Below are 13,867 nucleotides of genomic sequence, written 5' to 3' on the forward strand. Positions count from 1 at the left end.
TCGTGAGAACAATTGGCTGCGCAGCAGCATCTTCCTCTCCTGTTTTTTATCAAATAGTACAAGCCACCGCCTCCAACTCCACCAAACATCCATAGTGCAACTCCCGGCTAGGTACAACACAACGTGCCGGCCGGTGTGGACCAAAGAAATCGGAATAAATGGCGTTGACGGCTTCCCAGTAGACTACGTCCGGGATGTAAATCCGCACCTGAAGTACATGGTTGCGATCACTTCCAGCGTGCGTTAGTAAGTGGTCAAGCTTTACCAGCACCAGCTTCATCTGGTCCTCAATACCCTCTGGCATGGAACCGTCTGAATTCTTTGGTAACTGCCCGGAAATATATAGTGTACCCTGGTGTTCCATTACCGGACTGTAGTGGCCTAAAGGCCGGGGGATGTGCTCGTTTTCGATGATTTTCATGGGGCCTAAGATAGGGTTAACCACTAAGACACTAAGGAAGTAAGATGTACACTAAGGTAATGCTTAGTGAGAATCCATTCACGGCATTCAGTCATTCAGGAGGAAACTAAAATCAGGTACAATGCTGCGGGCTATTTGCCGGCTTTTTTAAACTTGCTTTTGCACCTGCGTCCGCGCCTGATCTCTTTCATTAATTCAGTAGTTGGTAACCTGTAGTTACGGCACTTTTACAAAGCTTTCTTAGTGTAGTACTTAATGCGTTACATGCCTTAATGGTTGCCTCTTCCAAACTTCGCCACCAGTTAGGCGTTTTATCCCGAACGCTGCCCGAAAAATCAGCCCCAAATGCCAGAAGACAAAGAAATAAGAGACTTGCGCGAAGCCCTGGCCGCTTCGCCGGAAAACGCTTTTATCCGCCGCCTGCTGATCAACAAACTACGTGGTGTGCCCGGTCACGAAACAGAGTTGGAGCGCGAGCTGAACCTCCTGATCAGGAAGGAACCCCGGGACCTCGACCTTAAGGAGGCGCTCATTGAGGTCTATTTCACGCAGGGTAAAAACTCTGCCTGCCTGATCATCTTTGAGGAGCTGGGACATCCTGAACTGATCAGCCCGGAGACGAGAATCCTGATTGCCAAATGCTACCTTAAAGACGGAGATCATCAACAGGCGGGAGAACTTTACCGCTCCGCCATCAACGCTAATCCGGAAGTGGCAGACGATGAACTGGACAAGGCGTTTCGGCAAACCTCCGATTTTGATTTAGACGACATGGACTTCGATGACCTGGATGAGGACGATCTGCGGATCATGTCAAAGCCTGACACGTCTTTCGCTGATGTTGGGGGTATGGACGGTGTCAAACGAGAAATCGACCTGAAGATCATCCAGCCGCTAAAGCATGCTGATCTGTATAAGAGCTATGGCAAAAAAGTTGGTGGTGGCATCCTGCTGTATGGCCCTCCGGGTTGCGGCAAAACGTTCATCGCCCGGGCTACCGCCGGGCAGATCGACGCTAACTTCATCAATGTTGGCCTTAGTGACATCCTCGACATGTGGGTCGGTAACAGCGAAAAACAGCTGGCGTCTTACTTCGACCTGGCCCGGGAAAAGAAGCCCTGCGTCCTGTTCTTCGATGAAGTAGACGCACTTGGGGCAAAGCGCTCCGATATGCGACAAAGCGCCGGCCGTAACGTCATCAACCAATTTCTGGCGGAGCTGGACGGTATTAATGACAATAACGACGGGCTGCTGATCATCGGCGCCACCAACGTCCCCTGGCACCTGGATACGGCCTTCCGCCGGCCCGGTCGATTCGACCGCATCATCTTCGTACCACCGCCCGATGCAGATGGCCGGGAGGCCATCCTGAAGCTGAAACTGGAAGGCAAACCCCAGGAGAAGGTCGACTTCGCCAAGGTGGCCAAAAAGACGAAAGACTTCTCCGGTGCTGACCTCAACGCCGTCATCGACATCGCCATCGAAGGCATCCTCGAAGAGGCGATCAGAACCGGTACGCCGCGCCCCGTCTCCACCAAAGACCTGCTGGCTGCCGTTGATCGACACCGGCCTTCTACCACCGAATGGTTTACCACGGCAAAGAACTACGCCATGTTCGCTAATAAGAGCGGATTGTATGATGATATCCTAAAGTACTTGAAATAAGTTGCAGGTTGCAAATTCCAAGTTACAGAGTTGCAGAGTTGCAGGATGGCCTTGAATAAAAGATAAGAAATGACTTTTCCAGAAGTGATGGATCCGGATTTAATAGGTACTTATCCTGCGTTGGTTAAAGCAGGAGGAGGCTTCGTATGGGACGAAGTCCTGGAATATCGTGTTTGGTGCCACCCGGAGAACGGTGCGGAGGATATGGAGGATGGAGATGATTATTACTATGTATTCGATGATTATCAGGAAGCAATGACTTTTTACCAAGGTTGCCTGGGCTCGGAAGAACCGTTAGCCTTAGTTTTGCAGGAAGAGCATATCAACGAGCCTGAACCAGGTACCTACCAGCACATTAAGGTGAATCGATTGACCGAATGGCCCGTTGAGTTTTTGAAAGGGCCTAGGCGAAACGATACTACAATACCTGATTTTCTGTCTCCTGATGCTCCCACAAACAAACTTGACATATTAAGAGGGGTTTCGACCTCCTAACCTGCAACCTACAACCTACAACCTGCATCCTGCAACCTGCATCCTGCAACCTGTAACCTGCAACCTACAACCTGCAACCTACAACCTGTAACTTCCCCAAATGCAACTCAACGCCCTACTAGAACGCCTAAACCAACTCCAGTCGCAAGCCCGCTGGCCGGAGAGTCGTGAGCTGCTGGAAAGCTACCTTGCGGATCATCCCGATGATCCGGTAGCTCAACTGTATTACATCAATACGGTGTTGAATATGGGAGAAAAGAAGCTGGCTCGTGACCTGGTCGGGCCAATGCTGGCTGAGCACCCCGACAACCCGTCGGTGCTGCGCCTGGCGGCGGTGATTGAGTTGAGCGACAATAAACCTAAGATCGCGGAACGCTTTGGTCGGCAGCTATTGGAGATGAACGCCGAAGACGACGACGCCCTGGTGCTGATGGCAAAGATCAAACTGGACCAGCGCAATTACGATGCGGCGATCAACTACGCAGATCAGGCGCTGGAGATTGACGCTCAGAATACCGAAGCGTTGAATCTGAAGATCTATGTCGGTGGCTTTTTAGGTCGCACCGACACGGAGGAGACGATCAATGAGGCACTGAACGTCAACCCGGAAGATAGTTCCACCATCGCTAATCACGGCTACCAACTGTTGCGGCAGGGTAAGGTGGAGGAAGCATTGGAGCGGTTGAAGTACGCCCTTTCGATAAATCCCAACGACCAACTCGGTCGCTTTGCCATGTTGGAAGCGCTGAAGGCACGCTTCTGGCCCTACCGCATGTACTTCAAGTATAAGGAGGCGATGGGCAAGTTGTCGGGCGGCGCCAGCTTCGGCATCATGATCGGTTTATGGTTTGGGGTCAATTTCCTCAACCGGATGGCTAATCAGCAACCCGAATTAGCCTGGTTTCTACTACCAGTTGTTTACCTGATGGTGGCCCTGTTCCTGCTTACCTGGATCATCGACCCAATCATGAACTTTTACCTGCTCACCAACCAATATGGTCGGCTGTTGCTCGATAAGGAAGACAAGTTGATGGCTTCCCTGGTGGGAGGATCTCTCGGTATGGCCATCCTGTGCCTTCTCGGTTACCTGCTGTCGGGCGGTACCTTACTGCAAGGTTTAGCCTTTGCTTTCTTGCTGCTCACCATCCCATTGGGTAGCTTCCTGCGCCCCGTCCGGCAGCAGCAAAAGACCATTCTGACGGTCTATACCGTCGGACTTGCAGTGGCCGCCATCGGTGGCTTGCTGCTTGATAACGGATGGCTGGTCAATGTCTCCTTGTTTGCCCTGCTGGCCTACCAGTTCATCATCAATGGTATGATGGTGCGGGAGAGTGGGCGGACGTTTGGGGAGGAGTGATTGGACTATTGGTCTGTTGGGGAGAATAACCACTAAGGCATTAAGACAGTAGGGGCTACACTAAGCAGATTTCGCAATAGCGCCGCTACTATTTGACTACCGACTATCTGACTATTGACTAATTAGGGCGCGGCCGCAGGTGCAAAGGAAGGTTAAAGGAGCCTCGGTTAAGGACTTTCAGTCCGACCTGGGCCAAGGGAGCGCAGCGACTTTGCCGCGAGCTACGTTTTACAGCTACCGCCGTTGCCCGCTCCGGGAGCCTTCGGCCCCGTTCGTACTCGGACTGAAAGTCCTCGACCGGAACAAACGAGCGAAGCGAGCATCCCCCTGCGGCAGCAATACCCACTATCTACTAGCCGCCACCGCCATAGCCATCCGCATCATTTCCTCCTCCGTATTATAAACGTTAGGCGAAACGCGCACGGCGTCTCCCCGGTAGCTGACCATTAGTTTTCGCTTGCTGAATTCAGCGGCTAACTTTTCCCCATCAATACTGGCGGGCAGTCGCAAGCCAACGAGGTGATGGGCTCTTTCGGTTGGAATGCGCACACCTAGTTCCTGCAACATTGGCTCCACGCCTTTCCACAGCCCCGCACAGTAGGTTTGGATACGTTCTGGCTCCCAGGCATTGACTTGCTGCAGGGCGGTTAACTGCATCGGTGCCATGAAAAAGTTGGAGTGTTCGCCTACGGCGTACCTGCTGGCGAGCGGCCGGTAGGCATCGGTATAATTAACCAGGTTGCGGAAGTCTTCGCTCCCGGCCCGGTTCACCCAGTTCTCCTCCAGCGGGCTGCCGTGGTCCATCCGCTCGCCGAAGTAGGCGTATCCGTGACCGTAGGGCCCCATCAGCCATTTGTAGCCGCCGCAGGAAAGCACGTCGGGTCGGATTTCCTGGACGTCGAATGGGTAGGCTCCTAAAGACTGTGTACCGTCAATGACCAACCAGGCAGCCACATCATCCGTTCGTTCGCGGATGGCTTTGAGGTCAAACAGGGTGCCATCGGCCCAGTGGAGTTGGGCGATGGCGACTGCGGCGGTGTTGCGATCAATGGCTTCCAGAACGTGGTCAGACCAACTGCCTGCAGCCCCGGCCTCCGGCCGGGCCACCACCCGAAGCTCCGCGCCAGCAGCTTTACACTTTTCCGCCCAGGCATAGTAATTACTTGGGAATTGGTCTTCAACTACGATGATGTTCTGGTCCGCCCGCAAAGGGAGGTTCTTTGCCGCCGTAGCAATGCCGTAACTCGCTGCCGGAATCATGGCTACCCGGTCTTTCTCCGGGCAGTTGATCAATTTGGCGAATGCCTGTTTAATTTGTTCAACCGGCCCAAAAAATTCCGGAATGGGCATGGCTGCACTTTCTTCCCGAAACCAGATGGCATTTCGGCCCGCTGCCGCAACGGCTTTCAATTGTGGAGCCCTGCTGGCACCATTGAGGTAGCCGGCTACGGCTTTTTCGGGGAAAAGGTCGCGTTGGCATTTCAGGGGTGTGGTCATGAAGTCGTTGGCTTTTGGATAGTAACGAAGGTAGGATTTTCAATGAACTAAAAGGGAGCAGCTAATCTTTAAAAAAAGTAGCTCCATTGTCTGAACGCTGGTCCCTGAATACCGAACCCTTAACCCTTAATCCTGTTAACAGAACACTGAACCATTGCCCATTGTCCACCCACATCCTTCTCCTCCTACTTGCCGGCCTGGCCCTTTTGGGTTCCTTCCTCCTTCCAGGTTTATTGCGCAACCGGTTATTAAGTCTTCCAATCATCTACGTGTCTTTTGGCTTCCTGGTGTTCAGCCTCCCGTTGGATTTGCCCCTGATAGACCCCGAAGACCGAATCTTCGACCGTCAGTTGATGGAATACATCACCGAATTCATCGTGATCATCTCCCTGGCTGGTACCGGCCTTAAGATGAAGCGTGCACCAGGGTGGAAAACATGGTCGACCGGTTGGTACCTATTGGCAATTGCTATGCCTCTGACGATTGCGGCAGTCGCGCTCTTCGGCTGGACCTTGCTGGGCCTGGCCCCAGCCTCCGCAATTTTGCTCGGGGCCGTACTGGCACCGACTGACCCTGTACTTGCCTCCAATGTACAGGTCGGGCCGCCAAAAGATGATAGTGCCGAAGACGAAGTACGCTTTGGCCTTACCCTTGAAGCTGGCCTGAACGATGGCCTGGCTTTTCCCTTCGTGTACCTGGCTCTTGCCCTTGTCGCTTCTACCAACCTGACCGATACACTTGTTACCTGGGCGTGGTGGGATTTTGGCTACCGGATAGCTGTTGGCACGCTCTGCGGGTACCTGCTGGGGAAAGGAATGGTGTACGTTTTTAACGGGTTTCAAAAACGTGTGGCGGAGCGTTACGATACAGAAATTGAAGAAGGCTTCTTTGTGCTCGCGGCCACGCTACTGACGTATTCTCTGACAGAAATTGTAGAAGGCTACGGTTTCCTGGCAGTGTTCGTGGCGGCGGTTGTTAGTGGCAGGCAGAACGGATCTGATACTGAATCCAGACAACAAAGCTATGAGGCCATCGATCAGGTCGAGCAAGCTGTTCTCAGTGTTTTCCTCATCGCCTTTGGTGGGATAACGGCCACCGGAGGTCTGGCAGACCTGACGTGGCAAGGAGCGCTGATTGGCGTCATGGTATTGCTGGTCATCCGACCGCTTTCCGGGTTGCTCGCCTTCCTGCCCTCCAAGCTGCCGTTTGTGGAGAAAATGGCCATCAGTTACTTTGGCATACGCGGCGTAGGGTCATTGTATTACCTCGCCTACGCCCACAACTCCGAGCAATTTCCTGAGATAGATACCATCTGGAGCATTGTCAACTTTACGATGCTGGTCTCTATTTTCCTGCACGGCCTGAGCGTGAAACCCGTCCTTTCATGGGTAGATAAACGGATGGGGAGAAAGGCCTGAAGCTAAAAATGAAGTCTTCTTCCCTTGCTCTTTTATCCCCTTACTTTGTACCTGCGGCCCCGCCCTAATTAATTAGTAGTCAGGTAGTCGGTAGTCCACACCACCAGATTCTTTCTGAAACCTGCAAAGTGTAGCCCTGAATACCTGAATGGTTCTTTCCTCCTAATCCAACAGCCGCCAGCTAACCCCAAATCGTAACGCTTCATCCGGGTAAGGATGCTCCGCAGCGAGGTACAGCAACTTCTCTGGCTGGATAAGATTATTGGCCTGAACGTACTTGAGGAAGAAGCGGAAACGGGTCACCCGCATGCTGAAAAAAGGATCGACCTGGTACTGGAACCCCCTGCTTTCAAAGTCCTGGAGCTGAAACTGCTGTACCACCGGGTTGAAATAGTAGGGCCGGAAAGAGGACGCATAGCGAACGTCGAAACCAAGGTTGACATTCAGCACTTTGAACCATTTGCCCGAGTAGTAAAAACTATGCTCGCCGTACAGGCGGGGGAGGCGGAAAACGTCCTGATCGGCCTCCTGCAAAAGTATCCGGTTGGTCAGGTTCCATCGGCCAAACCTGAAATCACGCTCCAGCGTGAGTTGCAATAAACTGTTGACGTCATCGGCCTGTTCCGGCTGGCCTGATTCGTTGAAGAAAACGTAATTGGTGAGCAGAGAATACGCCAAACCTGCCCGAATTTTTACGAGGGGCAGGGTATAAGCACCCTCCAGTCTTAACTCCAGGGTTTTCCCAAAACGGTTGTTCCAGATTGTTTCGCCGTTGATGCGATATACTTGTTGTACGAGGTCCGGAGCATACAACTGATTCAGTGCCTTAAGTTCCAGTTTTCCACCCACCCCAAGGTCAAGGGTTCCTTCTCCCTCGATGCGGTAATCACCCGTTTGCCCCACCAGGTTAAGTTGCCCGGAAATCAGCAGATTGAGGTTATCATTGGGCCTGAGGCCCACCCGTGCGTGAGCAAGCAGGTTATTTATGGTCGAATCCCCGTCCTGCTGAATACGGTGTAGAATGTGGGTGAGGCCAGCCTCGAGTACATCTTTTTGAACAGTCGCCTTATCCGCCGAGGTTCCCCGCCGGAAGGTGGACAGGGTGAAATCATTCTCGATAATACGATGTTCGATCTGGTTCCTTCCCCCGCGTTCATCGATCAGAAGAGAAGGAAATCGCCGGTAAAATTCCAGGGTATCTCCATTAAGTGGACTGATTACCTCGGAGGATACCCGGTACCGGCGTTGATCATACCGCAATCGGTGCCGGAGGGTAAAAGCCCGTTTTTCGTTGCCGGAAAGGCTGTCTCGCTTACCGCCGAACTTAAGGTATTGGGTGGCCATCAGTTCCCGGTAGCTGTACCGAAGCCGCGTCTCGTCCAGGTTGGCCTCCAGGTTGGCGAGGTTGTTTACCTCGTTATTGCCCTCATTATTCAGGAAGGAGGCCGGTACAATACCACCATTCTGCAACTGCTCGTAAGTATTGGCGGCGTAACTGAAGAAACCACTGTACCTACTGCCCGGTGGCCGAATACTCAGGCCCGTAGCGACGTGCGTATTTCGTAACGCCTGGCTGGGGTATTGATCTTGCTCCCCTTGCTGATTAATGCGGCTGTAGTCCAGGACCAGGTTCACTCCATCGGCAAAGTTTCTGCTGAATTTAGCAATGGTCCAGCTGTCTTCCTGCTCGCTCTCCCGCACATGAGAGAGGTAGGTAAATGGATGTTCCAGTCGGTAATAACTAAGGTCTTCACCGTCTAGCTGATAGAGATCGAATTGGCGTAGACCGACGGCGGTGCCCCGTCTCTTTATTGGCTGGTACCGGAGTGGATAGGCTGCACTGCCTCGCTGGCCAAGGGTGGCGTAATCGAAATCAACCTTTCGGTCAAGTTCATATCGCTGAAACCCGTCAAGCAGGGAATCTCTCCAATTCGATTCTGAGTCCGGATTGTCAACGGTATACTGAAAAATACCAAAGGTGTCCAGAATCGTCTCTCGCTGTTCCTGCGGACCAGCCCGGCGATCGGTTGATGCATCAAAATCAGGATCTCCCTGCTGTGGGCGGGAGGAGGCAGAGGGATCGATGATTTGGCCATTAACCGTAGCTGCGAACAAGACCGACAGGCAAACGATCAACAGGCTGGGCCACCTCAAGGCTGATGCTTCCGGGGAAAACTTGGCCGGGCATAGATTGCCGGCTTCGACGGTCAGGAAATAATTGTTTACTGGCATTAGCGGAAAGAGACATTGTTTGGTCGGAACGTTGCCGGGTTCCCCCGGCCTTAAGGGAACTTTAAGTATATCGTTCCCTCAAACTACCGCCGCCGCTTGTTGCGGTTGTTTCTGCTCTTATTCCTATTCCCTCCCTGCGGATTGCCGCTCTGTGAGTTGTGGTTTGACCGGCCTTTCTTCTTTTTATGCTTCTTTCTGCGGCCAGTTGGGTGCTGCTCAGGTTGTTTGGCATCAGGTACCCCGATTTTCACTTCCGGACCGAGCATCAATTTCTTTTCACTCAGTTCGTACAGGTCCTTACGGATCATTTCTTCATTAACAAACTGGCCGGAGGCCCAGCTGGTCAGGGCAATTTTCATGTAGTAAGCGGCAGCGTAAGTCGCCTGGTCTTTTTCCGGACCATCTTCTAATGCGGAAGCCGATTTTATCAGCAGTTGCACGTTCTGACCGTAGTGCTTCATCCGGCTGTTGAGGTCAGGGTAGGGTAGGCGGTGAGCCTCTTCAAGGGCCTCCTCTTCTATCGTTATGCCTTCTGGTATCGTCACATTGAGGGGCTCACCGGCAATTAGAAACGCGTGGCGCCAGAGCCTTTCCTGGTAATTATCCTGCGTCTTGATGCCCGGCTGCATCTGTAGCATAAGTTTGATCACGCGGTCTACGTAGGCCTGGCGGTCTTCCGCCCCTTCTACAGCATTGGCTTTACGCAGCAGGTCCTGTACCGTTCTTCCGTACTCGGGAATCAGCAAATCGTCTTGGGTGGTGTTATAGGCAATGTCCCATTCCATATTTTTAGTCTTGTAGTTTGGTAGTCTTGTAGTAAGGTCGTCTTATGATGTCCGATGTCTTGTTATCCTACTAGACTACCGGTCTACTGGACTACAAGATTATTTTTTCGGCGCTGACGCGGGTGCGAAGATAGTTAGTTAATAAGCAATGTGCGTTAACCAGGGGTGCCCGAAGGAAAATTGGTGCCTCTTTGGAGCAGAAGCTCCTCGCCCAACAGCCAAGGAACCCGAATCAAGCGCTAAAATGAGCACTTATCCGTTGAAACAATCGGGATGGTCATCAAATGATGAATAATCGACCGCCGCAGGTAGCCACAAAGTGCACCGTAGCGAAGTTAGTGGTAAGTGCGGCAGTATTCTCTCTCATTCTCTCATCCAATTATTCACTACTCCACCGTAACCGACTTAGCCAGGTTCCGTGGCTGGTCCACGTTTCGACCTAGTTCAACGGCAATGTGGTAACTGAGCAGCTGTAACGGGATCACAGAAAGCAGTGGAGTCAGGGGCTCCTCAGTAGAGGGGATTTCGATTACATGGTCGGCAATCTTAGCGATCAATTTCTCCCCTTTGTTTACAATGGCGATCACCCGGCCTTTACGGGCAACAACTTCCTGTACGTTACTTACGATTTTATCGTAGGCAGACTTATTGGTAGCAGTAACGTAAACGGGCATGTTTTCGTCGATCAATGCAATAGGACCATGCTTCATTTCAGCAGCTGGGTAACCTTCGGCGTGAACGTAACTGATCTCCTTTAGCTTCAATGCGCCCTCCAGGGCAACGGGGAAGTTATAGCCCCGGCCCAGGTACAGGGCATTGTGGTGATCTTTGACCTCCTTGGCGATGTACTTGATGTGGTCATTCTCTTTCAGGATCTCCTCTACCTTACTGGGGATAAGCTCCAGCTCACGGACCAGGGTTTGGAAATAGGTGTTACTGATGGTGCTGAGCTTGCGGGCCAGGCTGAGAGCAAGTAAAGTGAGCACCGTTACCTGGCCGGTGAAGGCCTTAGTGCTGGCAACACCGATTTCCGGACCAGCGTGAATGTAACTGCCAGCATCCGTTAGCCGGGCAATACTGGAGCCTACGCTATTGACAATACCATAAATCATGGCACCTTTCTGCTTCGCAAGTTCCAGGGCAGCCATGGTGTCGGCAGTTTCTCCACTCTGGCTAATGGCGATCACGATGTCGCGCTCGCTAAGGATGGGGTTGCGGTACCTGAATTCGCTGGCGTACTCCACCTCTACCGGAATCCGGGCAAGGTCTTCGATCAGGTATTCTCCGATCAGGCCGGAGTGGTAGCTGGTCCCACAGGCCACGATGATGATCCGGTTAGCACGGACAAAACGATTGGCATACTCTTCCAAACCGCGCAGGGTCACCCGGCTTTCTTTGCTGCTGATCCTGCCACGCATCGCATCCAGGATGGTCTTTGGTTGTTCGTAGATTTCCTTGAGCATAAAGTGCTCATAACCTTCCTTCTCCAGGGCCTCTATCTGTAGATCGAGTGTCTGGATAAAGGGGGGCTGTTCTTCGTTGGCAGTATTCCTTAATTGCAGGCCCTTCTCCAGAGAAATACAGGCAACCTGCCCATCCTCGAGGTAAACCACCCGTTTGGTGGAGTCAAGAAACGGAGAGGCATCAGACCCGATGAAAAATTCGTTGTCGCCTATACCTACTAGCAGGGGGCTTTGCTTTCGCGCGCCAACCAGTATACCAGGGTTATTTCGATCGACCACGGCAATGGCATAAGCACCTTCTACCCGATTGAGGGCCAGGCGAACCGCTTCTTCCAGCGCCAGGTTTCCTTCTTTTTGGATTTCCTCGATCAAATGAACAAGCACTTCCGTATCCGTATCACTGGAGAACGTATGCCCTTCGGCCATCAGCGCACTTTTCAACACGGCGTAATTTTCGATGATACCATTGTGTACCAAAGCCAAACGACCGTTGTTTCCCATGTGAGGGTGAGCGTTTTTATCGTTTGGCTCGCCGTGTGTTGCCCAGCGGGTATGCCCAATGCCCAGGGTACCACTGGTATCTGAAGTCTTGATCATTTTGCGAAGTGCCTTCACCTTTCCAGCCTTCTTGAAAATGGCTAAACCATTATTAATAATGGCAATTCCAGCACTGTCGTAACCACGGTACTCAAGCCTTTCTAGACCTTTAATAATGAGTTCATCCGCCTGTCTATGACCGATGTAACCTACAATTCCACACATAATTTAGTCTTAATGAGCGCCACCGACTAGAGGGGCGATGTTCGGGATTCAGGAAAATGCCCCTGGAGCAATTTATGCGATAGTAACGTAATACAGACGGCCTTAGTTTGTCTTAGTCACGGAGAGCCGTCTCCAACCAGACAAAATAAGGTTCGAACGCTAAGTACTAAACCCCAAAAAACAGGTTACAGTGATGACCTGTAACCTGCTTTTTAGAAACTAATTCTTCGTTTCCTACTAAGATTATCGAAAAAATACTTCTGGTTACCCCGGAAAAAATCTCTTTGACCGGTTCCTAGTTGCCAATTTCGGTAAACGTGACTTTTATCGACGCTGGTAGTTCCGTTGCTCCCGGTCCACGGAGAATGACCCTGCTAGGATCACGATCAGTAGGTACCACCCGTAGATAGATTTTGTTAGGAACGATTCCTTCGATCATCTCCTGCAGGTGTACAGAGAAACGGTTTCGAAAGAATAAGTTGTCATTTTCATCCCGCTGTGCATCTCCTCCCAGGAAGTCCAGGACACCAGCGGATTGGCTTAGGAGTTGACGGTCACGGATCGAAATAAGGTTACCTTCATCGTCATTATAATACAGCGAAAGAAACTCCGGCTCTGTGTACAAATCTCCCGCATATCCCTCGATAATTTCCTGGAAGAATTTTATTTCAGCCTGGTTAATAACCTTATTGTCCAAGGCAGCCAGGTCAGTAAGGGTGATTTCAATCATCACGCTTTCCTGACCACCGATGGCGAGTTGTGTTGAGGTACTGCCATTTGCCAACAGGTCTCCGGTAAGTGAACCAGTAAAGGATTTCCTGTACTGGGGCAACCAAAGGGAAAGTGGCATACGGTATATCCGTGGAGTCATTTCAGCTGAAGTGTCCCGGTAAAAAAAGTGAAAGCCGGTAAATGGCGTAGATCCCGCAGTAAGCAGAGGTCGAATACCCACTAAGCCATCCACATCGTCCGTAGGCTCAATGAACACACCGGCCAGTAACGTAGCCAGCATTGTATCGTTTTGGAACGTTGTTTCGTCCCTGGAATTCACCATAGCCAGGAAGTCGTCGTCAAAGCGAATCCTTATGTGTGCGGCCGTGGCAGTGTCTCCATTGGTGTAAATGGTATCATACAGAATGGCGGGCGTCCTAGTGGCGGAGAATTGACCTTCTGCGTTGATTTCATCGGGGCTGTTAGGCAGCGATACGTCCGCGTAATAGTCTGAGGTGAGATCAACAATGGAGGAAACAGTGGTGGCTTTAAAACCAAAGGTCCGATCTGGCCCGTAAAAAGCATAGGAGGTATCGATGGGGAGAATCAACACAACCGAGTCAACCATCCGTTCAGTAAAGGCGAAAGGAGGAGCAATTCGTAATCCGGTTGTGGTACTTCTAGGGATGGAAGGAACCAGGTAGGCACTATGTGTCCAGGTGCCGAAGACGTCATCCTGTAACCGGCCAAAGGTGAATCCGGACAGCGCTACATTACTGGCAGCATCAAAAGTCAGCAGGCTGTCGTCTCGCACAACCCGGGTGGTGAAGGGTACATCAGTTGTTTGACCAACGTTGGCGCGGTCACCGTCCAGCAAGTCATTACCAACGGTAATCGGCTCGGTACAAGAGGTAAGCACGATAAAAACCAGTGCACTCAGGTAGAATAACGTTTGTTTCATTCGGGAGGGGGGAATAAGAGTCAGATAGTCAGAAAGTCAAACAGGCAGATCATTAGTGAAGACATCAATCTAACCTTTCCAGGAAGCTAGTGTATAACGC

10 protein-coding genes are annotated in these 13,867 nt (G+C 51.7%); 4 read left to right on the forward strand and 6 right to left on the reverse strand.

Translation table 11 applies throughout. From position 1 onward, the window contains the following. Positions 1–49: 49 nt before the first annotated feature. Complete coding sequence (locus B036_RS0110610) at positions 50–421, reverse strand: RidA family protein (RefSeq protein ID WP_020568692.1); 372 nt, start codon at positions 419–421, stop codon at positions 50–52. Between the two features lie 345 nt (positions 422–766). Here B036_RS0110610 and B036_RS0110615 point away from each other — a divergent pair, with 345 nt between their 5' ends. The 3 genes from B036_RS0110615 to B036_RS0110625 all read left to right on the forward strand — a co-directional run bounded on the left by B036_RS0110615 (position 767) and on the right by B036_RS0110625 (position 3,938). Next, positions 767–2,086 carry an ATP-binding protein gene (locus B036_RS0110615; protein ID WP_020568693.1) on the forward strand — a complete coding sequence of 440 codons (1,320 nt, stop codon included), beginning with the start codon at positions 767–769 and terminating at the stop codon, positions 2,084–2,086. Positions 2,087–2,155: 69 nt separating this feature from the next. Continuing rightward, the gene (locus B036_RS28905) at positions 2,156–2,581 is read left to right on the forward strand and encodes a hypothetical protein (protein ID WP_044102410.1); all 426 of its coding nucleotides are present in this window, start codon (positions 2,156–2,158) and stop codon (positions 2,579–2,581) included. Positions 2,582–2,681: 100 nt separating this feature from the next. Continuing rightward, a complete protein-coding gene (locus B036_RS0110625) occupies positions 2,682–3,938 on the forward strand; it encodes a tetratricopeptide repeat protein (RefSeq protein WP_020568695.1) in 1,257 nt (418 codons plus the stop codon). 345 nt (positions 3,939–4,283) lie between these two features. Here B036_RS0110625 and B036_RS0110630 read toward each other — a convergent pair whose 3' ends face one another. Next, a complete protein-coding gene (locus tag B036_RS0110630) occupies positions 4,284–5,435 on the reverse strand; it encodes an aminotransferase class V-fold PLP-dependent enzyme (RefSeq protein ID WP_020568696.1) in 1,152 nt (383 codons plus the stop codon). A gap of 161 nt (positions 5,436–5,596) precedes the next feature. Between B036_RS0110630 and B036_RS0110635 the strand changes: the two genes are divergently transcribed. After that, the gene (locus B036_RS0110635; protein WP_020568697.1) at positions 5,597–6,853 is read left to right on the forward strand and encodes a cation:proton antiporter; all 1,257 of its coding nucleotides are present in this window, start codon (positions 5,597–5,599) and stop codon (positions 6,851–6,853) included. A gap of 162 nt (positions 6,854–7,015) precedes the next feature. Here the strand turns inward: B036_RS0110635 and B036_RS0110640 are convergent, their stop codons facing one another. From B036_RS0110640 to B036_RS0110655, 4 genes are all read right to left on the reverse strand, one after another. Further along, positions 7,016–9,085 (reverse strand): putative porin, encoded by a 2,070-nt coding sequence (locus tag B036_RS0110640; RefSeq protein ID WP_020568698.1) that lies wholly within the window; start codon positions 9,083–9,085, stop codon positions 7,016–7,018. Between the two features lie 83 nt (positions 9,086–9,168). Continuing rightward, the gene (locus B036_RS28910; RefSeq protein ID WP_020568699.1) at positions 9,169–9,870 is read right to left on the reverse strand and encodes a DUF4290 domain-containing protein; all 702 of its coding nucleotides are present in this window, start codon (positions 9,868–9,870) and stop codon (positions 9,169–9,171) included. Positions 9,871–10,256: 386 nt separating this feature from the next. Next, entirely contained in the window at positions 10,257–12,095 is a 1,839-nt protein-coding gene (glmS, locus tag B036_RS0110650) for a glutamine--fructose-6-phosphate transaminase (isomerizing) (protein ID WP_020568700.1), read from the reverse strand. Positions 12,096–12,390: 295 nt separating this feature from the next. Beyond that, entirely contained in the window at positions 12,391–13,767 is a 1,377-nt protein-coding gene (locus B036_RS0110655) for a DUF4270 family protein (RefSeq protein WP_020568701.1), read from the reverse strand. Positions 13,768–13,867 lie beyond the last annotated feature (100 nt).

The sequence above is a fragment of the Neolewinella persica DSM 23188 genome, from assembly GCF_000373105.1.
Taxonomy (GTDB): Bacteria; Bacteroidota; Bacteroidia; order Chitinophagales; family Saprospiraceae; genus Neolewinella; species Neolewinella persica.